18 protein-coding genes are annotated in these 25,780 nt (G+C 47.8%); 8 read left to right on the top strand and 10 right to left on the bottom strand.

Translation table 11 applies throughout. The features are described 5' to 3' along the window. The 3 genes from K6G33_RS15060 to K6G33_RS15050 are packed head-to-tail and all read right to left on the bottom strand — an operon-like array spanning position 1 to position 7,080. Positions 1–4,725 carry a non-ribosomal peptide synthetase gene (locus K6G33_RS15060; RefSeq protein ID WP_296781131.1) on the bottom strand — a complete coding sequence of 1,575 codons (4,725 nt, stop codon included), beginning with the start codon at positions 4,723–4,725 and terminating at the stop codon, positions 1–3. Next, the gene (locus tag K6G33_RS15055; RefSeq protein WP_296781128.1) at positions 4,718–5,473 is read right to left on the bottom strand and encodes an alpha/beta fold hydrolase; all 756 of its coding nucleotides are present in this window, start codon (positions 5,471–5,473) and stop codon (positions 4,718–4,720) included. The genes K6G33_RS15060 and K6G33_RS15055 overlap by 8 nt, the downstream gene beginning before the upstream one ends. Continuing rightward, on the bottom strand, positions 5,473–7,080 hold the full coding sequence (locus tag K6G33_RS15050) for a (2,3-dihydroxybenzoyl)adenylate synthase (protein WP_296781125.1): 1,608 nt from the start codon (positions 7,078–7,080) through the stop codon (positions 5,473–5,475). Before K6G33_RS15050 ends, K6G33_RS15055 begins: the two co-directional genes overlap by 1 nt. A 653-nt stretch (positions 7,081–7,733) precedes the next feature. Between K6G33_RS15050 and K6G33_RS15045 the strand changes: the two genes are divergently transcribed. The 6 genes from K6G33_RS15045 (at position 7,734) to K6G33_RS15020 (ending at position 15,465) form a co-directional block, all read left to right on the top strand. Further along, positions 7,734–8,480 (top strand): DeoR/GlpR family DNA-binding transcription regulator, encoded by a 747-nt coding sequence (locus K6G33_RS15045; protein WP_296781122.1) that lies wholly within the window; start codon positions 7,734–7,736, stop codon positions 8,478–8,480. Next, a complete protein-coding gene (gene pfkB / locus K6G33_RS15040; protein ID WP_296781119.1) occupies positions 8,480–9,379 on the top strand; it encodes a 1-phosphofructokinase in 900 nt (299 codons plus the stop codon). The genes K6G33_RS15045 and pfkB overlap by 1 nt, the downstream gene beginning before the upstream one ends. Positions 9,380–9,393: 14 nt before the next feature. Then, on the top strand, positions 9,394–11,304 hold the full coding sequence (locus K6G33_RS15035; RefSeq protein ID WP_296781117.1) for a fructose-specific PTS transporter subunit EIIC: 1,911 nt from the start codon (positions 9,394–9,396) through the stop codon (positions 11,302–11,304). Between the two features lie 254 nt (positions 11,305–11,558). Further along, the gene (locus K6G33_RS15030) at positions 11,559–11,825 is read left to right on the top strand and encodes an HPr family phosphocarrier protein (protein ID WP_173449956.1); all 267 of its coding nucleotides are present in this window, start codon (positions 11,559–11,561) and stop codon (positions 11,823–11,825) included. A gap of 34 nt (positions 11,826–11,859) precedes the next feature. After that, complete coding sequence (gene ptsP, locus K6G33_RS15025; protein WP_296781114.1) at positions 11,860–13,494, top strand: phosphoenolpyruvate--protein phosphotransferase; 1,635 nt, start codon at positions 11,860–11,862, stop codon at positions 13,492–13,494. Positions 13,495–13,548: 54 nt separating this feature from the next. After that, positions 13,549–15,465 carry a fructose-1,6-bisphosphatase gene (locus tag K6G33_RS15020; RefSeq protein WP_296781110.1) on the top strand — a complete coding sequence of 639 codons (1,917 nt, stop codon included), beginning with the start codon at positions 13,549–13,551 and terminating at the stop codon, positions 15,463–15,465. Between the two features lie 398 nt (positions 15,466–15,863). Here K6G33_RS15020 and K6G33_RS15015 read toward each other — a convergent pair whose 3' ends face one another. The 7 genes from K6G33_RS15015 to K6G33_RS14985 all read right to left on the bottom strand — a co-directional run bounded on the left by K6G33_RS15015 (position 15,864) and on the right by K6G33_RS14985 (position 21,976). Next, complete coding sequence (locus K6G33_RS15015; protein ID WP_296781108.1) at positions 15,864–16,175, bottom strand: DUF1292 domain-containing protein; 312 nt, start codon at positions 16,173–16,175, stop codon at positions 15,864–15,866. A gap of 64 nt (positions 16,176–16,239) precedes the next feature. After that, a complete protein-coding gene (locus tag K6G33_RS15010) occupies positions 16,240–17,574 on the bottom strand; it encodes an aminotransferase class V-fold PLP-dependent enzyme (protein WP_296781106.1) in 1,335 nt (444 codons plus the stop codon). Between the two features lie 10 nt (positions 17,575–17,584). Then, positions 17,585–17,884 carry a sigma-70 family RNA polymerase sigma factor gene (locus K6G33_RS15005; RefSeq protein ID WP_296781103.1) on the bottom strand — a complete coding sequence of 100 codons (300 nt, stop codon included), beginning with the start codon at positions 17,882–17,884 and terminating at the stop codon, positions 17,585–17,587. After that, a complete protein-coding gene (locus K6G33_RS15000) occupies positions 17,868–18,101 on the bottom strand; it encodes a hypothetical protein (RefSeq protein WP_296781100.1) in 234 nt (77 codons plus the stop codon). The genes K6G33_RS15005 and K6G33_RS15000 overlap by 17 nt, the downstream gene beginning before the upstream one ends. Before the next feature lie 191 nt (positions 18,102–18,292). Beyond that, the gene (locus K6G33_RS14995; protein ID WP_296781098.1) at positions 18,293–19,831 is read right to left on the bottom strand and encodes a sodium/proline symporter; all 1,539 of its coding nucleotides are present in this window, start codon (positions 19,829–19,831) and stop codon (positions 18,293–18,295) included. Between the two features lie 258 nt (positions 19,832–20,089). Then, a complete protein-coding gene (locus K6G33_RS14990; RefSeq protein WP_296781095.1) occupies positions 20,090–21,229 on the bottom strand; it encodes a PP2C family serine/threonine-protein phosphatase in 1,140 nt (379 codons plus the stop codon). Between the two features lie 9 nt (positions 21,230–21,238). After that, a complete protein-coding gene (locus tag K6G33_RS14985; protein ID WP_296781094.1) occupies positions 21,239–21,976 on the bottom strand; it encodes a VWA domain-containing protein in 738 nt (245 codons plus the stop codon). A 167-nt stretch (positions 21,977–22,143) separates the two neighbouring features. Here K6G33_RS14985 and K6G33_RS14980 point away from each other — a divergent pair, with 167 nt between their 5' ends. Both K6G33_RS14980 and pflB read left to right on the top strand, forming a co-directional pair. Further along, a complete protein-coding gene (locus K6G33_RS14980; protein WP_296781092.1) occupies positions 22,144–23,364 on the top strand; it encodes an AI-2E family transporter in 1,221 nt (406 codons plus the stop codon). Between the two features lie 312 nt (positions 23,365–23,676). Further along, on the top strand, positions 23,677–25,779 hold the full coding sequence (gene pflB, locus K6G33_RS14975) for a formate C-acetyltransferase (protein WP_296781090.1): 2,103 nt from the start codon (positions 23,677–23,679) through the stop codon (positions 25,777–25,779). Position 25,780 lies beyond the last annotated feature (1 nt).

Here is a 25,780-nt window from a genome sequence, read left to right as displayed (position 1 = left end):
TCACTCTCCAAATGCTGAAATAATTTTTTCGCAGCTTACGTCAGGTGAATCAAGGATAATATCAACGCCCTCGATCATCTTTTCACGCAGCGTCCAGAGTTCCTGGTCGTTTGCAGTATCGGGATTGCAGACAAGCGAAAGAACAAGATCTGTTTTTGTCTCTATTGCAAGAATAAATGCAAAGGTATCTTCGATGTTGTTTACTTCAAATGTTGGTGTCCACCATGTAAGGCGATATCCTGGCAGGTATTTAAGCTCCATCTCCGTGCCGAAATTTTCACCCGATATGGGGAGCATTCTGTAATCCATGTATGATAATACGAAATTGCTCGAACCTGTATTTGTGAAGGAGGTCTTCTCGTGAGCAACATTCTCCTCCATTCGCTTCATGACATGAGCTACAGACTGAGCCACTGTCTGCCATTTATGGAAATGGATACGGTTAGGCATTATCTGTATGAGCGGACCGGTAGTGGTCATGTACTTCAGTTCACTTCTTGCAGCAGATGTAAAGCTTATTGCCGTATCACGGGTGTGGTACATCTCTGCAACTGCATAGTGCGCAGCCCACATCAGGCAGCTTACGACCGTTACATTGCGCTTGCGGCAGAAAGCATGGAGCTTTGCCGAAGGGATACGGATATATATATCATTTCTGGTGAAGGGCTTATCGAATGAACTCTTAGGTTTGCGCGGCATAGGCTGATAGCCTGCCATTGCCTTTTTCCAGTAATCCTTGTCTATGCCGTCCTTATTTGAGTGACGGTGCTCATCGAGCTGTGAAAGATACTCATTGAGCGGAGCGCCCTTCGGCATCTTCTGGTCTATACCGAAGCAGGCTTCCATGACCTTGCCCGAGAGTATTGACAGCGACTGTCCGTCTGAAGCAGCATGATTTATGAGCAGTGCTACCACATGATCCTTTTCATCGAGCTCGTACACATAGAAATGACCTGCGATATCGTGCTCAACATCAGGCTTTGTAAGGATAATATTATAGAGCTCGGTCTTGGTATTCTCGTAGCGTTCATCTGCTGTTTCACCGTGGGGGCGGCGTATCTCCAGCTTATACGGATAATAATTCAGGAACTTGCAGCAATATCCCTCGGGTACGCTGTCGTCCTTTTCAAATACCATACGCATGGACATTTCTTCATTGTATATCTTCTGTATGCCATGCTCCAGACGATCCAGCTGAAGTTTTCCCTGAATACGCAGGCAGAATGACATGATGATAAAGAACCCGTCTATGGTAGTATCATCATATGAAGTGATACCGTTCAGCATTACATTGGAAACATTTCCCACGGGATAGCGTGTGCGTCCGTTCTCATCGCGGAACAAATTCTCTTCAAGTATCTGCATAGTATACTTCCTTTCTGTAATTGAGTGATACAAGTCTGAAAGACTTGGTGCATTGAGAATATCATATATCGACAGTTCGACGGTGTAAATGTCATTAAGCCATGCTGCAAGCTTCATAGCGGAGATCGAGTCTCCTCCCGAAGCGATAAAACCGTCTTCCATAAATACCTGTGTATCGCCTATCAGTTCACGCACCTTTTCGAGGAAAGCTCTTTCATCATCTGAAAGACGCTCCTCATGTGCCGACGTATTCTCCTGTTCCTTGTCACATAATTCAAGGAGCGCCCTGCGGTTTATCTTGCCGTTTCCTGTTACGGGGAGAGCTTCAAGATAACTGATATTCACAGGTATCATATACTCGGGCAGAGCCTTGCGCAGACTGTCGTAGACAAGCTGCTCTGAAACAGGAGCTTTTCCCGAATAGAACGCCAGAAGCGAGCCCTGCTCGGAAACGATCGCCGCTGCCGCCGAAATACCGTCAATACGTGTCATCGTAGTCTCTATCTCGGACAGCTCGACGCGGAAGCCGCGTATTTTTACCTGACTGTCACGTCTTCCGAGAAATTCGATATTGTCATCGCCCATGAATCTGCCGAAATCGCCTGTGCGATACCAGCGCCTTCCGTCTATAACGGGAAACTTCTGCTCTGTCAGCGCTGTATCGCCGCAATATCCCTTAGCAACACCTGCTCCGCCTATCCAGAGCTCTCCTGCGCACCAATGCGGACAGTCACGTCCGAAGGGATCGACCACGCGGTAAGCCTGTGCATCAAGCGCCCTGCCGTATGGGATAGATGCCCATTCCTCGGGAACAGGTCCGCAGACCTCATACCAGTTAGACCATATCGCTCCCTCGGTAGCACCGCCCATGGAAATGAAACGGCAATTCTCGGTACAGGCAGCAAGTCTCTGAGGCAGGTCAAGTCCTATCCAGTCTCCCGAAAGCATAACGACACGCAGCGGCAGCTTCTTTTTCTGAGATTCAGCCGCTATCAGGAGCATATTCAGGAACGCCGGAACGGTATTCCACAAAGTCGGACGGTACTTCTCAATAACATCGCACCAGAAGAATGCGTCCTTGACCTCATCGTCGTGAAGAAGAAGGAGTTTTCCTCCCACACCGAGCACACCGAAAATATTATATACCGACAGGTCGAAATCTATCGAAGCGAGAGCAAGGACACTGTCATTGCTGTCTGCGCTGATACGAGCATTGACATCACGAATAGTATTCCATGCAGCAGCGTGGGATACCTCAACGCCCTTCGGCTCGCCCGTTGTTCCCGAAGTAAGTATGATATAAGCCGACGCATCAGGAGCAATATCCTTCGGGAGCTCCGCAGGTACAAGCTCTGCGGCATCACTGAGGAGCATTATTTTCTGCTGATCCGATACCTCCATATCACGAAGCAGTTCCTCATTGGTAATGAGGTGATCGACCTTCATCTGTGTGCGGACACGCTCTCTTCGCCTGAATGGAAGTCCCTCAGACACAGGAACGTAACAAGCTCCGTATGCAGCTATCGCAACAGCTGTGATGACCTGACTTATTCCGCGGGGAAGGGTGAATCCTACATGATCGCCTCTCTGCACTCCATTCTTTTCCAGCAATGCCGCTATCTTTCCGACCTCTGTCCACAGCTCACCGTATGTTACCTCCTCACCTGTCACAGTATCTATAAGAGCCGTTTTATCGGGAGTATCCGCAGCATGAGAAGCTATACCGTCTGTAAGGCAGCGGCGTTCCTTTGCCGTACATTCCTTCATATTATCCGCGAACAGTATCCTCTCACGCTCACAGACTGCATCGGGAATGAATCCCCAGTCATTTTCTCCCGCTATCTTTTCGATAAGCTCAACAAGAGCATCAAACATAGAATCCGCTAAGCCATCGGGAAATACTTCATCAGCCACGTCCCATGACATAAGTATCTTTCCGTCGCATTCAACTATCTGGAAGTCTATCCAGACCTGCGGAGTCTGCGTTATCATATAATGGAGCTGTCCGAAGCTCTCCGTACATTCATGGCTCATCAGCTCGGTGCCTATCATATACGAGAATACCAGCGGAGCCATAAACCTTGTGTTATCACGTTTTTTTGCAAGATCTCTCTGCACCTGCACACCGCTGTACGATGCATACTGTATATCAGTACGGAAGCGTTTTTCCGCAGTCTGAACTATGTCCCTGAAGGTATCCTTTTCCCTGACTTCCGTTTCCAGAAGCAAAAGATTAGTGAAGTCCGAAACGACAGCCTCTACTCCTTCATCTATATCGCGGTCAAAAACAGGGATATTTATAAGGAAACGCGAATTCTCGCTGTATCTCTCGATGACAGCTGTATATGCTGCAAGCAGAGTCATGGCAACTGTTGTCTTATTAGCGCGAGCAGCTGCGTTAAGACCGTCCCAGATGTTCTCGGGGACGTTATATGCCAGTCTGCGGTAAGTTGCTCTGCCTATCTGCTCCACTGCCTGACGCATCGGCAGTTCGGGACGGCTCGGCAGTGTATCCAGCCTGTCGTTCCAGTATGCTTTTGCAGCTTCTATCTCACTGCGTTTTCTTTCTTTGCGCTGAGCCTGATAGCTGCCGAAGCTCCACTCAGGAGATGCTGCGGGCTTTCCGCTGCCTGTATAGAGCTTTGTCAGGTCATCGAGTATGATGCTGAAGCTGAGAACATCTGCAAATATCAGATCAAGCTCAAAATGCAGCCTTGTTTTGCCTTTCGGGAGCAGCGATACCGATAATCTCAGGGATTCTCCATTTGCAGAATCCATGCGGCGCTGTGCTGTCTGAGAACGTATGGCGAGCAGCTGTTCTTCCAGCTCGCTCTCTGATGCTCCCGTCAAATCACGTATCTCGATCTCTGTTGAATACGGCTGCTCCATTTCTTCAAATCTGCCGTCTGCTGTAACACGGGTGTGCAGCATCGGGTGATACCCGAACAATGCCTTGTATGCTTTTCTCAGCCGTTCGCAGTCGATACCGCTGCCGTCCAGCTCCACATATGCATGACAGCTCACACCGCCAAGAGGTTCACGGGGGTCGCTTCCTATCCAGTACGCATACTGAAGATCGGTCATATCGAATACCTTTTGTCTCTCGGCAGGAGCCTTCGCGGGAACAGAAGGTGCTTCTTCGGCTTCGGCATCACCTGTGAGCACAGCCCATGCATCTATCCTCGGATCAGAGATAAGGTCTGCAAAGCTCACCTTAACACCTTCCTTGCGCAGCACATACACGAACTTCATCATACTCAGCGAGCTGAGTCCCAATTCGATAAGGCTGGCAGAAGTATCCGTCACTTCTCCGATAGTTGTATTTTCCTCTAACAGTTTTTTGATTTGATCCTTATTCATGATTGATCCCCTTACTTAAATATTCATTTATGATACCGCATATTTCCTCAGGACGTTCAAATGCGAAAAAATGCCCTCCCTCTGTAAGGATAAAGTTGGTTTTTACAGAAGAATAGTATTTCCAGTCTTCGATACGCTCCATGGAGATATGTGTATCTTCCCTTCCGTTTATCACGCATATCGGACATTGCAGCTGAAACGGCTCGTCAGGGACATAGGATTCATAGAATATAAAATCTCCGCGAACTATAGGGTAATAATACTTCATAAACTCCTTATTTTCAAGCAGATCTGTATCCATTCCCGCATAATCGCGGATAAGCTCTATAAATTCCTGTTCGTTCATATTCCTGCTCTCTTTTTTCAGCACAGTGTCCTCAGGAGCTGTTTCGCCTGACACGATGAGCGCACAGGGCACTATCCCATGACGCTGCGCAGCCGCAGCAGCTTCATAGGCAAGCACAGCGCCCATGCTGTGTCCGTATATAACCAGTCTTTTCTCGGAAAGAAACTCCGCATTTTCCGTTACCAGTGTCTCGGCAAGAGCCTGTATGGAATCGGGATACGATTCTGATACTCTGCTGTCATGGGAAGGCAGTATAACAGGACACAGGTCGATATCACTGCTGATATGCTTTTGCCAGCATCTGAATGCCGAAGCGCTCCCTCCTGCATGGTGGAACGCGATCAGCCGTGTTTTTTTCTCCTGTGTCTCCCTGTGGGTAATGAACCATTTGCCGTTCTGCATTATATCCCGCCCCTCTCGGCAAGATCACGCAGTTTTTTCCTGTCGAGCTTTCCGACCTTTGTAAGCGGCATTTCTTCCACTATCACAAGCTGATCGGGCATTTTGAAGGTTGCCAGCTGACGCTCGGCAAGATAGCTGCGGATACTCTGCAAGGTAAACTGTGACCTGTCTGCGCCGTCACGGGGCTTAATGAACAGGCATATACGCTGTCCGAGTTCGGGGTCATCTGCGGGAGTGACGCAAACGGTCTCAGCATCGGGATAATCGGCAAGATATTCCTCAAGCTCCGACGGCATGATCTTTTCGCCGAGGCGGTTGATCTGCTCGCGGGTGCGTCCGAGGATACGGATATAGCCGTCTTCGGGACGTATCATACCCTTGTCGCCTGTACGATAAAAGCCGTCCTCTGTGAAATATGCCGCAGTCAGTTCAGGTGCGCCGTAATACTCTGTCACGACCGACGGACCTCTTGCAATTATCTCTCCCGCCTCTCCGACGGGGACATCATTATCGTTTTCATCAACTATCCTGAGTATGTCTCCCGGGGATATAGGTTTTCCCTGAGTATAAAGTATCTGTTCGCGGGAATCATTTGGATATGTAGCGCATACAAAGCCTTCGCCCATGCCGTATATCTGAGAAATAACACAGTCAAAGCCCTGCATCGCACGTTCAGCGAGCTGCGGAGAACACAGCGCACCGCCTATCTGTATCATTTTCAGCGACGATACATCTATATCCCCGACAAATTCAAGTATATCCAGACAAGCACTGACCAGCGACGGCACAAGTGCAACTGTAGTAACATGATAGCGTTCGATATAATCAAGTATCTCATCTGCACTTCCGTTGCGGCTTAGTATCGTAAGAGCTCCTGCGAAAATAGAACCGAAAAGTCCGGGGCCGCACAGATTCCAGTTATGTGTAACAGGCATGGCGATAAGGCTTACGCTCTCCTCATTCATACCGCATGATAAAGCGCAGTATTTCTGCGAATGAAGATAATCGGAATGAGTACGCGCAATAAGCTTCGGGATACCTGTTGAACCGCCCGAAAGCACTATTATAGCTGTATCGCGGTTATCAGGTTTCCCGAAGCTATCTTCATCAAGTGTATACTCCGAAAGATCGACTGCTTCAAGATCGTCAGCAAACATTATTTTCAGGTCAGGGTGAAGTTCCTGCATTGTATCAGCTAAAGCCGTGTACTCCACGCCATGATACGAGCGTATAACGATATAGCCTGCTGCACCTGATATACCGATTATCCCGTCCACTTCTTTCTCGCGGTGGGACGGCATAGCAAGAACCGGTATGACACCTATCCTGAACATTCCGAAACACATTACAGCAAAACTTATACAGTTGATATGCTGAATAACTATCCTGTCTCCATTTACGAAGCCTTTCGACAGGAAATACGCCGCCATTGCATCACTTCGCCTGACGAGCTCATTATAGCTTATCTCCTCCTGACCGTCTATGAGAGCGATGCGATCTCCGTATTTTTCCGCACATTTACGCAGCTTTTCACTATGGGTATACAACTTCCACAGTCCCCGTTTTTCATAATCCTCGCAAAGCTGCTCATAAAGCTCCTTATTCACTTGACCATATCCTTTCAAAATAAAATTATTCTTCTCCCTGTTCCCGCCCAAAATACATTTATATAGTATTGGATATATCAGGTTATTCAATATATTTCACAGTCGAATACGGCATATTTAAGTGAGTTGATTGCTGCAACGGACAGCCGAAGCCGTCATACCAAAATTTCAAGTCCGATAATTAGTTTCTTTACTGTCAATATATCAAAAAATGTCTGTTTTAATTGTGAAAAATACTCCGTGGATAGTAACGATTTCAACCCTACTTTTTATATAGATTATATCATATTCTCACTAATAATTCAACAATAATTGTCCGTGCCACAAAAAATTTACATTATGCACAACTAATAATGCTCCATTTTGTGTATAAATCTTCCCCTTTCTTATATCCTAAGTTACAAATCACAAAATTCATCAAAGCACATTTTATGTATGCAGTGCTACAGTTCCACATATTTCGTCCACAATATTCCATATTCTGTCACATTCTACAGAAAAAAATGCACAATCAGCAGTCAATTCATATGTTTATGTCTACGAAATTGATGATTTATGAATGCTTTTGAAAGAAAATGCTTGATTTCACAAAAACGCAGTGGTATAATATAGTCAGAAACAGTCAAAACTACTCACAAAGGCAGGTGAACACGATGCTTACAGAAGAACGCCATTCCATAATAGTCGAAACCGTCAACGCCCGCAGAAGCGTTACGCTCGGCGAGCTCTGCGCACTTCTTGATACATCGGAATCCACGATACGCCGCGATCTGACCGCTCTTGCCGAAAAAGGGCTGCTGCTCAAGGTACACGGCGGAGCTATCTCAGTTACGGATTCATTTTCAGTCATAGAACACAATGTTGAAGAAAAATCGCTGCTCTGCATCGAAGAAAAGGCTGCTATCGCACGTTTCGCAGCATCTCTCATTGATGACGGAGACTTCATTTTCATAGATGCGGGAACTACTACGGCGAAGATGATAGACTATATCCCGCCAAAAAACGTCACCTTCGTCACAAACGCATTCATTCACGCAAAAAAACTTGCGCAGAAGGGGTTCAGGGTGTTTCTCCCCGCAGGCGAGATAAAGCTCACCACGGAAGCTATTGTTGGAGCTGAATGTGTCAACAGTCTCAGCCGCTACAACTTCACGAAAAGCTTCCTCGGTGCAAACGGCATATCGCTCAGCGGCGGCATAACAACTCCAGACAGCACCGAAGCGAGCGTCAAAACGGCTGTCATCACAAACAGCCGACAGGTATATATACTGGCAGACCATTCCAAATTCGACCAGATCACGTCAGTGACATTCTCCCCTATCAATAAGGTCAGGATAATCACTGACAAGCTCATTGACAAGAAATTTCTGTCACAAGCCACGATAAAGGAGGTCTTGTAATGATATACACCGTCACATTCAATCCTGCCATAGATTATGTGGTACGCACGGAAAAGATGCTGCTCGGCAGTGTCAACCGCTCAGCGTCCGAGGAAATGTACTTCGGCGGAAAAGGCATAAACGTTTCCATAGTTCTTGCCGAACTCGGAGTACCTTCCAAAGCACTGGGCTTTACGGCAGGCTTCACAGGCGAGGCTATCGAGCAGGGCGTAAAGGCAATGGGGATAGATGCCGACTTCGTAAGGCTCAGTCAGGGCAACTCACGTATCAACGTAAAGATAAAAGCCGAAGAAGAGACCGAACTCAACGGACAGGGCCCTCATATAGACGAAAAAGCTCTCGGCGAGCTTTTTGCAAAGCTCGATAAACTCAAAGACGGCGACACTCTTATACTTGCAGGCAGTATCCCGAGCAGTCTCCCATCGGATATATACGAAAAGATACTGCAAAGACTTTCGGACAGAAAAATAAAGGCAGTTGTTGACGCAACAAAAGATCTTCTTATGAACGTATTAAAATACCGCCCATTCCTTATCAAACCAAACAACCACGAGCTCGGAGAGATGTTCGGAACAACTCTCACAAGCGACAGCGAGATCGCTGAATATGCCGCTAAGCTTCAGGACATGGGAGCACGTAACGTGCTCGTGTCAATGGCAGGCGACGGAGCTATCCTCCTCGACGAGAACGGCAAACTCCACAGATGCGGCGTATGCAAAGGCAAGGTCAGAAACTCGGTAGGTGCAGGCGATTCAATGGTAGCAGGCTTCACGGCAGGCTCGCTTGAAGGCGATTACGACTACGCTCTCAGGCTCGGAACAGCCTGCGGCGGTGCAACTGCATTCTCCGACGGACTTGCTAAAAAAGAACTGATATTTGAGCTGATAAAACAGCTCTGACAGGAGGTATTATTATGCGTATAGTTGATCTTCTCGGTAAGGAAAGCATAGAACTCGGTGCTTCTCCAAAGGACAAGATGAACGCTATAGATATGCTTATCGACCTACAGGAAAAAGGCGGAAAGCTTTCAGATAAAGAAGCATATAAAAACGGCATACTTGCCCGTGAAGAACAGGGCTCTACAGCAATAGGCGAAGGTATCGCAGTTCCCCATGCCAAAAGCGCAGCCGTATCAGCTCCGTCACTGGCAGCAATGACAGTACCGGGCGGCGTTGACTACGAAGCTCTTGATGACGAGCCCGTAAAGCTGCTTTTCATGATAGCAGCTCCGCAGAACGGCGACGTTCACCTTGAAGTGCTCGCAAGACTCATGACGCTCCTCATGGACGAGGACTTTCACAATGATCTTATCGGAGCCGAGGACAAGGAAACGTTCCTGAACATTATCGACCAGAAGGAAAAGGAAAAGTATCCCGACGAGGCAAGCAAAGCTCCGACCGAAAATAAAGGCGGTTACAGAGTACTTGCAGTTACTGCCTGTCCTACAGGTATAGCTCATACCTATATGGCAGCAGAAGCTCTCGAAAAAGCAGGCAGCAAGCTGGGTATCTCCATAAAAGTCGAGACAAACGGCTCGGGCGGCGCAAAGAATATCCTCACTCAGGAAGAAATAGACAGCTGCGACGGCATCATCGTTGCAGCTGACAAGACCGTGGAAATGGCACGTTTCAACGGCAAGAAGGTGCTCAGGACAAAGGTCTCCGACGGCATCAAGAAGCCGGAGGAACTCATAAACCGCATCGTTGACGGTGATGCTCCCGTATACAAGCACGAGGGCGGCTCATCTTCAGAGAAGAAGTCCGACAACGACGAAGGCTTCGGTCGCAAGCTGTATAAGCACCTCATGAACGGCGTATCAAATATGCTCCCGTTCACAGTTGCAGGCGGAATTTTCATTGCTATTGCTTTCCTTATAGATTCCATCGGCGGCGCACCGCAGGACGGCGACTTCGGTACGCATCTTGCGGCTGCACGATGGTTCAAGACGGTAGGCGGATACGCATTCAACTTCATGATACCTATCCTCGCAGGATATATCGGCAAGAGTATCGCTGACCGCCCCGGACTTCTCGTTGGTATGGCAGGCGGCGCAATGGCAGCAGCAGGCTCAACGTTCGCAGCTCCCGGCGGAAATATCCCATCAGGCTTCCTCGGAGCGCTTCTCGCAGGTTTTGCAGGCGGCTTCCTCATGCTCGCCCTTGAAAAAGCCTGTGACAAGCTTCCAAAGTCACTCAACGGCATCAAGCCCGTACTCATATATCCTCTCGGCGGACTTGCCATGGTCGCAGTCATGATGTGCGCGGTAAATCCTATCATGGGCGTACTCAATACGGGTCTTTCCGACCTCCTCACAAGCATGGGCGATTCCAGCAAGATACTCCTCGGCTGTATCCTCGGAGCAATGATGTCCATAGATATGGGCGGTCCTTTCAATAAGGCAGCCTACGTATTTGGAGTTGCAGCTATCGCAGAGGGCAGCTTCAATGTCATGGCAGCAGTAATGCTCGGCGGCATGGTACCTCCTATCGCAATAGCTCTCGCAACAACATTCTTCCGCAGCAAATGGAACGAGGAAGAACTGAAGAACGGCCCCGTAAACTATCTCATGGGTCTCAGCTTCATCACAGAGGGAGCTATCCCTTACGCAGCAGCTGATCCCGCAAGAGTTATCCCCTCATGTATGATAGGCGCTGCAACAGCAGGCGGTCTTTCAATGGCTTTCGACTGCACACTCAGAGCTCCACACGGCGGCATCTTCGTATTCGCAGTTGTGGGACACCCGCTTCTCTATGTCATTGCCCTTGCAACAGGCTCGGTAACAGGTATGCTGATGCTTGCTCTGCTCAAAAAGAAAAGGGCTTGATATACTATGATATAAAGGGATATATCGTGGATAAAAATGTTGGGGCTCGTCCTTCCTCACCGCCATCGGTGGGGAAGGCAGCGTAAATGCGCTGTGTTCTTACCAAACAGCATCGTCATTTGTACAGAATGGCGTGTAAATAATTATTAGGTGTGTTCATGAGATCTCAGCCCTTACACGGTTCGCAGCGTACAGCTGAAAGATCCTGCAAGGGCTGACGCTCTCACATTCACGAAATGAAAGGAGTAATATCTATGCTGACTAAAACTGTTACTGTTATAAATGAAGAAGGTCTCCATATGAGACCCGCAGGAGAGCTTGCAAAGGCTGTTGCAGCTCATAAGGATTCCACTGTCATGCTCAAAGCAAACGGCAAGGACATCAAGGCTAAGGCTGTCATGCAGATAATGGCAGCAGGCATGAAAAAAGGCACAGAGGTTGAGATAATCGTTGACGGCGGCAATGAACAGGCTGTCCTTGACGAGATAGCAGGAATGTTCGAGAACGGCTTCGGCGAATAAACGCTACACTATTTCGCAACAGGAGGTGCAGACAATGACTGTAATAAACGGAAAAGGAGTTTACGGCGCTGTAGCTATAGGCAGGATATCCGTATTCAAGCGCAGCGACACAAACGTAAAAAGGATACACATTGAGGACAAGGAGGCTGAAAAAGCCCGCCTTGAAGCTGCAAAGGCAGCTTCCGTGGAACAGCTCCGCGTGATATACGACAAGGCGCTCAGGGAAGTGGGAGAGGCTAATGCTCAGATATTCGAGATCCACATGATGATGATTGATGACGACGACTACAACGAGTCCATAAACAGCATCATCGACACCCAGTCCGTAAATGCAGAGTATGCGGTGGCTGTTACTGCCGATAATTTCGCAGAGATGTTCAGTTCTATGGACGATGCCTATATGCAGGCTCGTGCCGCGGACGTGAAGGATATATCCAACCGCATAATCTCCAACCTTTCCTCAGACGGCAATACCGTATCCGACAGCGACGAAAAGGTCATAATCTGCGCCGACGACCTCGCTCCCAGCGAGACTGTACTTCTCGACAAAAACAAGGTGCTCGCTTTCGTCACAGCTTTCGGCTCGTCCAACTCTCACACGGCGATACTTGCGAGGAACATGAATATCCCTGCTGTTATAGGCGCAGGAAAGGAACTCCTCAAAACCGTGAAGGACGGCATGGAAGCTGCTGTTGACGGATACACAGGTGAAGTATTCCTCGAACCCGATAAAGAGACCGCAGCTGCTCTCGCAAAGAAGCAGGCTGACGATCTCGAAAAGAAAAGACTGTTACAGGAACTTAAAGGCAAGGAAAATGTCACCATAGACGGCAAAAAGATAAATATATACGCAAATATAGGCAGCGTTGACAATATCGGGGCAGTCCTCGCAAGCGATGCAGGAGGTATCGGTCTGTTCCGCAGCGAGTTCCTCTATCTCGAAAGCAGCGACTACCCTACCGAGGAGCAGCAGTTCTCTGCATACAAAAAAGTACTCGAAAGCATGGCAGGGAAAAAGGTCATCATCAGAACGCTGGATATCGGCGCAGACAAACAGGCGGACTACTTTGGTCTTGCAAAGGAGGAAAACCCTGCACTCGGTCTGAGAGCTATAAGGATATGCCTTACACGCCCCGAAATATTCCGCACACAGCTCCGCGCACTCTACCGTGCATCGGCATTCGGTGAGCTCGGAATAATGTTTCCTATGATAACAAGTGAAAAAGAGGTTGAAAAATGTCTCGAAATGTGCGATAATGTAAAAAGAGAACTTACCTCTGAGGGCACTCCCTTTTCCGACAGTGTTGAGCTGGGCATAATGATAGAGACTCCTGCCGCCGCTGTCATAAGTGATCGGCTTGCGCCCCTTGTTGATTTCTTCAGCGTCGGAACCAACGACCTGACACAGTATACCCTCGCCTGCGACAGACAGAACGCGGCGATAGAACAGTTCGTGGATACTCACCACGAAGCGATACTGCGGCTCATACAAATGGCTGCCGACAACGCCCACAAGAACGGTGCGTGGATAGGCATATGCGGCGAGCTTGCAGCCGACACCTCACTTACCGAGACATTCCTGCGAATGGGCATAGACGAGCTCTCGGTATCACCTTCTTTTGTCCTCAGAGTAAGAGATACAGTAAGAAAAACAGATCTATCGAAATAGCAAAACAGAGCCGACGGCGTATGCTGTCGGCTCATAGCTGTTGAAAGGAACATTATGGACAAGAAATATTTGCAGCTCCTCGCCAAGGAATACCCTACCATCGAAAGCGCAGCCAGCGAGATAATAAACCTCTCGGCTATAAGAAGCCTGCCCAAGGGCACGGAATACTTTTTCAGCGATATGCACGGCGAATACGAAGCCTTCCTGCATATGCTCAGGAGCGCTTCCGGCATGATAAAGATAAAAATAGACCGCGTACTCGGCAAGACCGTCTCCGCCCGCGACCGCGAACAGCTTGCAGAACTCATATACTACCCCGAAAAGGAGATAACACGCCTTGCTAATTGCGGAGAGCTCTCCGATGAATGGAAACGCCTGAACATTTACAGGCTCATACTCGTGTGTGAAGCCGTCTCCGCCAAGTACACCCGTTCACGTATCCGCAAGCGTATCCCCGAGGATATGGTGTACATACTCGACGAGCTGCTAAACGTCACCGACGACGTGAACAAGGACTATTACTACGACGAGATAATCACTGCTATCCTTGACACGGGCATCGCCGAGACCTTCATAATCTCCCTGTGCAAGCTGATACAGTCCGTATCCATAGACAGACTTCATATCATCGGCGATATCTTCGACAGAGGTCCCCGTGCCGATATTATCATTGACGAACTCATGAAGATGCATGATGTGGATATACAGTGGGGCAACCACGACATCTCATGGATGGGAGCTGCCGCAGGAAATCCTGCCCTCATCGCAAATGTTATCCGCATAGCCATGAGATACAACAACTTCGACGTTCTCGAAGACGGCTACGGTCTCAATCTCCGCGCACTTGCTGTATTTGCTGCCGAGACCTACGAGCATGACGACTGCACAGCCTATACGCCAAATGCTCTCGATGACAATATCTACGACCCCGTTGACCTGAAGCTTGCCGCAAAAATGCACAAGGCGATAACCGTGATACAGATGAAGCTTGAAGGTCAGCTCATAGCAAAGCACCCTGAATGGGAAATGCAGGAGCGCGACCTTTTCGGCAGAACGGACTTCACCGCAGGTACGGTCAAAGTCGTCGGAACTACCCATGAGCTCCTCGACAAGAGCTTCCCTACAGTTGACCCCAAGTCGCCGCTTACTCTTTCCGAGGGCGAGGCTGAGCTCATGAAGGTGCTGGGAGCCTCATTCCGTCACAGCGAGAAGCTGCAAAGGCATATCCGCTTCATCTATGCCAAGGGCGCTATGTACAAAACCTGCAACAACAATCTCCTTTTTCACGGCTGTATACCTATGGACAAGAACGGCGAGCTCCAGAGCGTCAGCATACGCGGCGTGAAGTACAGCGGAAAGGCTCTCCTCGACAAGCTGGGCGAGCTTGTGAATCAGGCTTATTTCAGCAGCGGCAAGGAAAAGGAGTACGCCAGCGACTTCATGTGGTATCTCTGGTGCGGAGCTAAGTCCCCTCTCTACGGCAAGGACAAGATGGCTTTCTTCGAGCGCGGACTGCTTGCGGACAAGTCCCTGCATACCGAGAACTACAATGCGTACTATACATACTCCGAAAAAGCAGAGGTGTGTATGTCCCTGCTGGAGCTTTTCGGACTGGATTCCGAGAGCGGTCATATCATCAACGGTCATGTTCCCGTAAAGATCAAGAACGGCGAAAGCCCTGTCAAAGCCGACGGAAAGCTTTTCGTCATCGACGGCGGCATCTCCAAGGCGTACCAGTCCACAACGGGGATCGCGGGATATACCCTCATATACGATTCACACAGCCTGAATCTTGCCGAACACAAGCCGTTCGTGGCTGATGAGAGCGGCAATACTCCTACAATACATCTTGTGGAAAAGCTCGACCGCCGCGCTAATATTTCCGACACCGACAAGGGCGAGGAAATAAACGACAAGATCAGCGACCTCCGTCAGCTCCTTGAAGCTTACAAGGCAGGCACTATCAAGTAGCCTTTACCCATTAGCAAATATAAAAGGACGGAAAAGTAAGCACAATGTTCATACGGAAGTATTATGGGAACTGACTGGGGAAAAACTTTCTGAGGAAAGGTTCTTCCCCAGACCCTTTTCCAAAGACTTTAATCTGTTTTTTTCCACAATGGTATATGTTCTTGCCAAAAAATTATCCGGAAGTATTTCTGCTTCCGGATATTTTTATACCATTGTGGAAAAAACTAAAGATAAGGCTTGGAATGCCATTTCGTCAAAATGGTTTACTCCAATAATTCTAATAAATACTCCTATATAAGCATTGTATTTAAATCCGTCCTTTTCTTAATTTCAATGTATTCGATACTATGCGTACTATTTACGGACGGCACCGCAGCAAGGTTGCAGCGTCAAGCTGCTTATTCAAACTCGTACTCGCCGTCGTAGTTCTTCTTGAATTCCTCGAACACCTTGCCAAGAAGCTCATCGTCGTCAACTGATACAAAGTCATCTTCCTCTGGTGTCTCTCCAGGGATTATCTCAAGGATAACTACCTCGTCGTCCTCGTCCTCAAACGGCAGGAGCACTCCGTAGAGGCGGTCTTCATATTCAACAGTACCAATGATCTCAAATGAAACTTCATTTCCGTCATCATCTGTCAGGGTGATATAATTCTCTATATTTTCTTCCTCCTCGATCTCGTCGAGGTCTTTTTCGTTCATATCGCTCATAGTGATACCTCCGCAAAAATAATATAACTTATTTTATCACATATTCTAAAAAATTGCAATAGCTTCACTGATTTTTCACCGCAAGAACTGTTTTTATACCATACGCCTTAAATATCTCTATGCAGTCCCTGTCTATGACCTCTCCGCTGACCGCTATGGGTACAGCAGGCGGACACGGTACCTTTACCGATGCACATATCCGTCCCTCAGCTTCTTCCACCGCGATCTCCTCCGCAGGCGCAAACGCGGCTTCACGAATGGCTAAAGCCATTTTCGGGAGCTTCGGCTTAATATTTACGGTGCTCTTACTGCTGCATGAAGCTCCCGTAACCGCGCTCCCGAGCGCGGCGTGAAGCCGCTCATAGTCACTTATATCAGAAAACGGCGACATCAGCAGTACCAAAAGTTCAGCGTCTGCGTACTCGCACTCGACACCGTTACTGCGCAAAAGTTCCGCAAGCTCTGTCCCGTTGAATCCGCTCTCGGCAGCTCTGACCGTAATGTGGAAGGGCTCGCCGTCTGCGAATACGAGCCTGCCTGCAAAAGCATTCCGCAGCTCCGCTATCTTCGGCAAAGCATTCCTGATATCATCACGTATCTGCTCGTCAAGGTAGCGATTGCAGATATCAAGAGAAGACATTATCAGATATGACGGGCTCGTAGAGCCAAAAAAGCTCATCGCCTGTTTGAGCATTGGTGCATACTCGGCCCGTGAGGTATGCAGAAAAGCTGCTCCCGTAAGAGCAGGAAGCATTTTATGCGCAGAATCACAGCACAGGTCAGCTCCAAGTGCGATCGGGTGGATATTCTCTTCAAAAAAGGCGAGATGCGCACCGTGAGCGTTGTCCACGAGCAGTCTCGCTCCATACCGATGACAAAGCTCTGCCAGTGCGGCGGTATCCGCCAGCCTGCCCGTGTAGTCAGGTGACGTTACATACAAACAGGCTGGCGTTGTTGAAGCAGCTAAAGCTGCTTCAACGTCGGTGAGCTGAAGCTCACCCGACAAGATATCGCCGCTGTATGCCGACATTAACCACTGCACATCGAGACCGAGCAGAGCAGCTGCATTGAGAAAGGCGCGATGAACGTTCCTTGCAGCTATAACGCGGCGATCTTCCAGCTTCATAATGGCGAGCATCGCCTGTATGCAAAGTGTCGAACCGCCTGCGGAAAAGGCTGTGGCAGCGCTTCCGTAAAGCATGGAAGTATTCCTCTCGCTGCGAGCGATGATGCCGTCAGCCTCAAAAAGACTGTCTGCACCGTTTATCTCGGTTATATCGAGTCTGAAAAGCTCCTCAAGCTCAGTGAACAGCGCACTGCCCTTATGCCCCGGCATATGAGCGCGAAGAGTTCCCGAAGCCGCATATTTCCGCAAAAAATCGTAAACAGGTGTTTCCATTCCGACCTCCTCAGATGTAATATTGAAGTATCATGAACAGCTTGCGTCTTCCACGAGTTATAGCGTCTGAAACCGCCTGCGTAGTGATACCCAGTTTTTTTCCGATATTGACCATATTCATGTTCTTGAAATAGTATAACACAATTATTTCTCTTTGTCTTGCAGTCAGCTCATTATTAATAACTTTTAACAGAACTCTTTTCAGCTTTACCGCATCTTCATCATCGTCGTCGTATCCAAGAACCGCTCTTATCCCCTTGTCAGCCTCACCTGTGAAAGAATCCGAATAGGTTTTACTGTTTCTTGCCATAGCCCTCTGTCCTCCTGTTGTACGAAGTTAGATGAGATATGACAGCCTTCAGCTCCTCATATTCCGTATAAAGGAGCCTTATGCGGCGGTCGAGGTCATTCACCTCACAGCTTTCGCCGCCATTCTTCACAAGATGAGTCCGCATCTTGTGAAGCTCAGCGATACGCTGTTTTACCAATTCAAAGCTATGAGTGTAGTTGTTTATCAGTTCAGTCATTATAGCATTCCCCCTGTAATGTCAATATAGCAGCACGATCAAGATAGCTTTTAAGAACTAATGTTCCATTCCTATAATCATATTATAGAACATTCGTTCTTAAATGTCAAGTACATTTCTGCAATTAGACAAAATACGACAAAACAAAAAAAGAACGGTAATAACCGTTCTTTTTTATAACTGTTGATACGTCACTTATTAACTGACACCTTTACAGCGTCATAATCGTATGTGACCTCATTTTCAGGAGCTCCTGTAACGAGAGATACGATGATTATTGCGGCAAATGCGCAGAGGAATGCAGGAAGAAGCTCATATATCGCAAATACTCCGCCATTTGGAGCGATAACGAACTTCCATACGAAAACCATTACTGCACCTACTATCATACCTGCGATAGCGCCGAATCTGTTTGAACGTCTCCAGAAAAGAGCTGTCAGCATAACAGGTCCGAATGTTGCGCCGAAGCCTGCCCATGCAAAGGATACTACTCTGAATACCGAGCTGTCGCTGTCCCATGCGAGGATAACGCTGAGAACTGCTATTATAACGAGAACGACTCTTGCTACCAGCATTGACTGCTTGTCGCTGAGCTTCATATTGAACACGCCCTTGAGGATATTCTCGGACATAGAGGACGATGCTGCAAGGAGCTGAGAATCCGATGTCGACATGGTACAAGCAAGGATACCTGCAAATACAAGACCTGCCACAACTGCCAGACCTACATAGTGATCGCTCATATACTGAGCAAGTTTAATGATGACCTTCTCGGAATTGCTTCCGTCGAGTGTCTCGATCTCTGCACTCTTTGAAAGGGTATTTCCGACAATGCCGATGAATATGGCCACTCCCATTGAGATAACTACCCATACAGAAGCTATTCTTCTTGATATCCTGATCTTGTTCTTGTCCTTTATAGCCATGAAGCGGAGAAGAATATGCGGCATACCGAAATAGCCAAGTCCCCACGCAAGAGTTGAAGCTATGGTAAGTCCGTTATAGCTGTTGGAGCCGTTCTTTACAGGATCATGGATGCTGGTAAGCGAGAGATATCCGACCATTGACTGAGCATTCTCAACAACGATATTCAGTCCGCCTACTGAATTAACGCCGAAAATAACAATACTGATAAGAGCGACTGTCATAACGATGCTCTGGATAAGGTCGGTGGTACTTGCAGCGAGAAATCCTCCCGTGCAGGTATAGGATATGATGATGACGGCACTTATTATCATTGCGAAGTGATAATCCCAGCCAAAGAGCGAGTTGAACAGCTTTCCGCAGGCTGCAAAGCCCGAAGCTGTATACGGAACGAAGAATATAAGGATTATCAAGGCAGAAACGCCCATAAGCACCTTTTTCTTGTCGTTATACCGCTTGGAAAAGAAATCGGGTATGGTAATAGCTCCACAGCGCTGACTGTAAACTCTCAGGCGCTTTGCAACTATGAGCCAGTTGAGGTATGTACCTATAGCAAGACCTATAGCGGTCCAGCCCGCTTCCGCACAGCCTGTAAGGTAGGCAACTCCGGGAAGTCCCATAAGCAGCCAGCTGCTCATATCGGAAGCTTCGGCGCTCATTGCAGTCACGATCGGTCCCAGCTTACGTCCGCCGAGGTAGAAATCGCCGACATTTTCGTTCTTCTTGGAAAATACTACACCTATAATGACCATTAAAGCAAGGTATGCAACTATCGTTCCAAGAATGATAATTTCAGATGTTTTCATTTCTTACTCCTTTTACTGTATTTTGTTTGGTACAAATAGCCGTATTTTATTATAAACTATATTCAACTTTTAGTCAATATTAAAAAACAAAATTTGTCACGCCATCAGGATTTAGCTGCAAACTGCACAAAAAACGATACACTTATTAGTTAAAACTGCAATATTATAGTTGTTTCACTTCCTTTAACGATCCGCATTATATGTACAATTCATACAAAAAAGGCGAACAGACACGCTTTCGTATCCATTCGCCTTATATTATTCTTCGGTTTTCTCTTCATGAGTATTCTCAGCAGTCTCTGCTGCTTCCGATTCTGCTTCAGGCTCTGTATTCGGCTGTTCAGCTTCTTCATCGGTAGCATTCGGCTGTTCGGCTTCTTCGTCGGGAGTATTCTCCTCTTCATGTATAACATCTGAAACTACCTGCTGCATATCCTCATCGACGTATACGATATCATCAGGAGGAGCTGCTGCCGCAGCCTCCGCCTCCGCCGCAATAACAGATGCCGCAAGATCCTCACGTATACCGTCCGAACATGAGCACAGTCTTCTCACATGGACTATACCTGCGCACGAAACATCATCGCCGCTGCCCTTCTTGGTCATGGAAGGCAGGAATTCAGAAAGCTGATGCACACTTTCCTCTATGCCGTTCTCCACAATAGTCAGAGCAAGTCCGCGGAAGAAGCCAAAAAGCTGATCCTCGTTCCAGTAGGAATTCTCAACGCCGTCAGTACAAAGGAATACAGCCGCAGGCAGCATACCCTTGGGCAGATAGAAGAATCTTGCCGACAGAGCTGCATCGTCCTGACACATTGAAGTCGTAATATTTTCATAACAGCGCGGATCATCGGGTATCGGAGCCTCAATGTTGCTGTCGCAGTCTATGACCACGCACTTTCCGTCGCCTATCTGCGCACCGAAGGCATAGCTGTCGGTGACTACAGCAAAAACGAGGGTAGTTCCGTAAGCGCCTATATATTCTCCTTCTTCGTACCTTTCGCGGTATCCCGGGAATACATCTTCGGGGATACGATCGAGCTCCTCCTCGGTGAACGGATCATTCAGGTAATCCTGTTCCGTCACATCATGCCAACGGGCGATAATGCTTCGCCAGAGCTGATTTAACAGTTCCTCACGCTGACGTTCGTCCTGAAGAAGCTCCTCTGCCTCCGCGAGCCCTTCCATGAACTCACTTACACACTCGGCAGCGCACTCCACAGCAAACCTTGAACCTCTGTCAGTACGAAGGTAGCAAGGGCTTCCGTGACCGTCGGCAGCTGCCGCGAAAGAGTATTTTTCACGGTCAACGCAGGCTGAACTGTCCTGACAAATAAGTCCGCGGCTGATATGAGAAGCACCTATGCTTGTCTGAGCAAAGGAAGTATATCTCTCCATTATATCACCTTACCAGTCGGATTCGTCCCAGTCGGCAGTATTAGCATCGCTGAGAGCCTCCGCAGTCTGAGCCTGAACGTCCTCTGCCAGCTGCTTTGAGATCTCAACGGGGTCGGTATCGCTGTCAACTGTACTTGAATGGCTTGCAAAAACGCTTGTGATAACGCTTGCTTTTTCTATCATAAGTCTTAGCTGCTCCTTGTTCTTTACGTCGAGAACTGTTTCCGAGCTTCCCGAAAAACGTGCAAGAACATCCTTGTCAGCATCATCACCGATAGCGAAAGCTATCTTTATGGAACGCTTATACCAGTTATTCTTCTTGAGAGTATCAAGTCCGCTCTCCCAGTTATCCGTCGGGCCTCCGTCACTGAAAAGGAGTATTACAGGCGGATAAGCACCTGCTACGGTCTGTAGGAACTCATTGCGCGAAAGCTTCTTGTCAAGCTCCTTGCAGGCAGCACCGAGGTCAGTAACACCGCAGGCTTCAAAATTCTTGAAGCGGTAGCCTTCAGGGGAAACAGGCTCGGGAGTTACCCATGAAGTACCTGTGGAGAACTCCAGAACAGCGATCTTGATCTCTGCGTCATCGCTGTCATCACTTATTTCCTGTAGAGTCTGCATAACCTCTTCGAGAGCAGATTCTACCTGTCCTATCTTGCTTCCCTGCATACTGCCCGATGTGTCTATAACGTAGAATAATGTCATTACCTTTCTGACAGCTGGAGCATAATCATCTAAACCAGGCATTGTATTGACCTCCGATCATACCGAAAAATCTTCTTATTTTCAATATTATAACATATATTTTCAAATTGGTCAAGTGCCGAAATGTTCACACAAATTTAACAATTAATAAGGTGACTTATTTTTATATATAATGTATAATAAAGGTATGATATAATATTGGGAGGGATATGCCTGTTTACAGGCTTAATATGGAAAAACAAGAGATTAAGCGATACCTGTTCATTGCGTTTCTTGCGATCATAGTCTGTGTGACCGTACAGAATTTTTCGGTATGCGCACAGCTTCTGCTTCTGCTCATGAACGCTCTTAAAACGTTAATTATAGGTTTTTCGATAGCATACATCTTCAACATCATCATGACATTTCTGGAGAAGCACTTCTTCCCCAAAAGTAAGTCGACCACTGTAGATAAGCTGCGAAGACCTGTCTGCATGATATGCACCTTTGCGATAACCATCGCGGTGATAATCCTTATTATACGCATTATCGTCCCCGAAATGGCAAACGCCTTCGGTGTACTTTACGACGAGATACCACCCACCTTTACGGCGGCAAGAGACTACGTTACTACGAAGCTAAAAGAATACCCTGATATACAGGAGAAAATAAGCTCATTAGAGTTCGACTGGGCTAAGATCGCCGAGAAGGCTTCAAAGATCCTTACCACAGGTCTGACAGGAATACTCAGTTCCGCTGTGGGAATAATAGGCGGAGTCACCTCCGCGATCACCAATACCGTTATCGGTATAATCTTCGCTATATACTTCCTTGCCCGCAAGGATAAGCTGATATGCGACATCAAGCGCATACGCCGTGCATATTTCAGCGATATATTCAGCGCAAAAAGCTCAAAGCTGCTACAGGTAGCTGACGAAACATTCCGCAGCTTCTTCGTAGGACAGTTCATCGAAGCGATAATACTCGGCTCGCTCTGTTTTATCGGCATGAAGATACTGAAACTCCCCTACGCTGCCATGTCGGCAACTCTCGTAGGCGTAACGGCTTTCATACCCATTGTCGGAGCTCTCATCGGTGCAGTTGTGAGCGCATTCATCATACTGACGGTATCGCCTATGAAAGCGCTGATATTCCTGATATTCCTCATGATACTCCAGCAGGCGGAGGGCAATATCATCTACCCGAAGGTTGTCGGCACATCTGTTGGACTTCCGAGTATATGGACGCTTGCCGCCGTTACTATCGGAGGCGGACTTTTCGGCATTCCGGGTATGATACTGGGCGTACCGCTTACCGGAACGCTCTATAAGCTGTCGTTCCAGATCCTCGAAAAGAGAGAACAAGAACTGGGAATAGCTTCTCCCGAGGAGAAAAAGCCTGTGAAGAAACCTGCAAAACAAAAAAAGCAGAAACCAGTTAAAAAGAAATAATAATACAACACTTTTGACGAATATGTAAAAGAGCAAAATTTGATATTTTCGCCACCTTAATATGAAGTTCTGTCAAATGCACAAATCAGTCCAACAAGTTCATAACATTTTGATACCGCCCGATATACAAGGGACAGAATATTCCAAAAAACCGCACTTGAAAATTTTTCATTCAAAACGAGCAGTAAGACTTTGTAATCTGATAAAACGAAAACAGGGGTTTTTAGGTTAACTTCAGTTAATACGGGGTTTGACAAAAAATAAACAATGTGATAAGATTACTATAGACTTTTAAAAAAGGAGTAATGTGTTATGGTCAATACATGGGCAAAGGAATGGGACGGCTTCAAAGAAGGCCGCTGGAGCTCCAGTTCAGTCAACGTCAGAGACTTCATAAAGAAGAATTACACTCCTTATGAAGGTGACGAAAGCTTTCTCGCAGGTCCTACAGAAGCTACAAAACAGCTCTGGGAGCAGGTAATGGAACTGTCCCGACAGGAAAGAGAAGCAGGCGGTGTTCTGGATATGGACACCAAGATCATATCTACTATAACTTCACACGGCGCAGGCTATCTCAACAAAGACCTCGAACAGATCGTGGGTCTTCAGACAGACAAGCCCTTCAAGCGTTCGCTTCAGCCTTTCGGCGGTATCCGTATGGCTCAGCAGGCTTGCAAGGAGTACGGCTATGAAGTAGATCAGTCAGTTGTCGATATCTTCACAAAGTACAGAAAAACTCATAATCAGGGCGTTTTCGACGCATACACTCCGGAAATGAGACTTGCCCGTCATTCGGCTATACTCACAGGTCTCCCTGATGCTTACGGCAGAGGCCGTATCATCGGCGACTACAGACGTGTAGCTCTCTACGGCATAGACAAGCTCATCGAGGACAAAAAACATCAGATCGAGACATCACTTGTCAGAATGACTTCCAAGAATATCCGTCTCCGTGAGGAACTCGCAGAGCAGGTACGTGCTCTTCAGGAACTCAAGGAACTGGGAAAAATATACGGCTTCGATATTTCAAAGCCTGCCGCAAACGCTAAGGAAGCTATACAGTGGCTCTACTTCGGCTACCTCGCAGCTGTCAAGGAGCAGAACGGTGCAGCTATGTCCCTCGGACGTACTTCCACTTTCCTCGACATCTATATACAGCGTGACCTTGACCGCGGTATTATTACCGAGGAACAGGCACAGGAGCTCATCGACCACTTCATCATGAAGCTCCGTATCGTCAAGTTCGCACGTACTCCAGAGTACAATTCACTGTTCTCGGGCGACCCGACATGGATAACAGAATCTATCGGCGGCGTTGACGTTGACGGTCACCACCTCGTTACAAAGAACAGCTTCCGTTATCTCCACACTCTCGAAAACCTCGGAACTGCTCCCGAGCCGAATATGACTATACTCTGGTCAACAAAGCTCCCGAGAAAGTTCAAGGAATACTGCGCTAAAATGTCTATCAAGACCTCATCTATCCAGTACGAGAACGACGATATGATGAGAGTTGTACACGGTGACGACTACGCTATCGCCTGCTGCGTATCCTCAATGAGAGTCGGCAAGGAAATGCAGTTCTTCGGCGCAAGAGCTAACCTTGCAAAGTGCCTCCTCTACGCTATAAACGGCGGCGTGGACGAGCGTCTCGGCTTACAGGTAGGCCCTAAGTTCCGTCCTGTTGACAGCGAGTACCTCGACTTCGACGATGTATGGGAAAAGTATATGGATATGATGGAGTGGCTTGCAGGACTTTATGTCAATACCCTCAACGTTATCCACTATATGCACGATAAGTACAGCTATGAGAGACTCCAGATGGCTCTCCACGACAGAGATGTAAAGCGCTACTTCGCAACAGGTATCGCAGGTCTTTCAGTCGTTGCAGACTCGCTCTCAGCTATCAAGTACGCTAAGGTAAAGCCTATCCGCAAGGATATCGAGATCAAGGACAAGGCAGGCAATGTTGTTGACGTTGCAAAGAACGTTGTCGTTGACTATGAGATAGAGGGAGACTTCCCGAAATACGGCAATAACGACGACCGTGTCGACCAGCTCGCTGTTACAGTTGTCCGCAAGTTCATGGACTGCGTAAGAAAGCACCACACATACCGTGACAGCGTTCCTACAATGTCTATCCTCACTATCACTTCTAACGTCGTATACGGCAAGAAGACAGGTAATACTCCTGACGGACGCAAACAGGGCGTACCGCTCGCTCCTGGAGCTAACCCGATGCACGGCAGAGATACTCACGGTGCAGTAGCTTCACTTTCATCTGTAGCTAAGCTCCCGTTCAGACACGCTCAGGACGGTATCTCCAACACCTTCTCCATAATTCCTAACGCTCTCGGCAAGGATATGGAAGTATTCGCAGGAGACCTCGACCTCGACAAGCTCAGAGGAGAATAAT

It is taken from the genome of Ruminococcus sp. (assembly GCF_024691275.1).
Classification (GTDB): Bacteria; Bacillota; Clostridia; order Oscillospirales; family Ruminococcaceae; genus Ruminococcus.
The sequence above is the reverse complement of the archived record's forward strand: the minus strand, read 5'-3'. Positions and strand labels throughout refer to the sequence as shown.

Bases quoted from the DNA above. Each gene is read 5' to 3' on its own strand.
- K6G33_RS15060 (WP_296781131.1), bottom strand. From the start codon at position 4,725: ATGAATAAGGATCAAATCAAAAAACTGTTAGAGGAAAATACAACTATC.
- K6G33_RS15055 (WP_296781128.1), bottom strand. From the start codon at position 5,473: ATGCAGAACGGCAAATGGTTCATTACCCACAGGGAGACACAGGAGAAA.
- K6G33_RS15045 (WP_296781122.1), top strand. From the start codon at position 7,734: ATGCTTACAGAAGAACGCCATTCCATAATAGTCGAAACCGTCAACGCC.
- pfkB (WP_296781119.1), top strand. From the start codon at position 8,480: ATGATATACACCGTCACATTCAATCCTGCCATAGATTATGTGGTACGC.
- K6G33_RS15035 (WP_296781117.1), top strand. From the start codon at position 9,394: ATGCGTATAGTTGATCTTCTCGGTAAGGAAAGCATAGAACTCGGTGCT.
- K6G33_RS15030 (WP_173449956.1), top strand. From the start codon at position 11,559: ATGCTGACTAAAACTGTTACTGTTATAAATGAAGAAGGTCTCCATATG.
- ptsP (WP_296781114.1), top strand. From the start codon at position 11,860: ATGACTGTAATAAACGGAAAAGGAGTTTACGGCGCTGTAGCTATAGGC.
- K6G33_RS15020 (WP_296781110.1), top strand. From the start codon at position 13,549: ATGGACAAGAAATATTTGCAGCTCCTCGCCAAGGAATACCCTACCATC.
- K6G33_RS15015 (WP_296781108.1), bottom strand. From the start codon at position 16,175: ATGAGCGATATGAACGAAAAAGACCTCGACGAGATCGAGGAGGAAGAA.
- K6G33_RS15010 (WP_296781106.1), bottom strand. From the start codon at position 17,574: ATGGAAACACCTGTTTACGATTTTTTGCGGAAATATGCGGCTTCGGGA.
- K6G33_RS15005 (WP_296781103.1), bottom strand. From the start codon at position 17,884: ATGGCAAGAAACAGTAAAACCTATTCGGATTCTTTCACAGGTGAGGCT.
- K6G33_RS15000 (WP_296781100.1), bottom strand. From the start codon at position 18,101: ATGACTGAACTGATAAACAACTACACTCATAGCTTTGAATTGGTAAAA.
- K6G33_RS14995 (WP_296781098.1), bottom strand. From the start codon at position 19,831: ATGAAAACATCTGAAATTATCATTCTTGGAACGATAGTTGCATACCTT.
- K6G33_RS14990 (WP_296781095.1), bottom strand. From the start codon at position 21,229: ATGGAGAGATATACTTCCTTTGCTCAGACAAGCATAGGTGCTTCTCAT.
- K6G33_RS14985 (WP_296781094.1), bottom strand. From the start codon at position 21,976: ATGCCTGGTTTAGATGATTATGCTCCAGCTGTCAGAAAGGTAATGACA.
- K6G33_RS14980 (WP_296781092.1), top strand. From the start codon at position 22,144: ATGCCTGTTTACAGGCTTAATATGGAAAAACAAGAGATTAAGCGATAC.
- pflB (WP_296781090.1), top strand. From the start codon at position 23,677: ATGGTCAATACATGGGCAAAGGAATGGGACGGCTTCAAAGAAGGCCGC.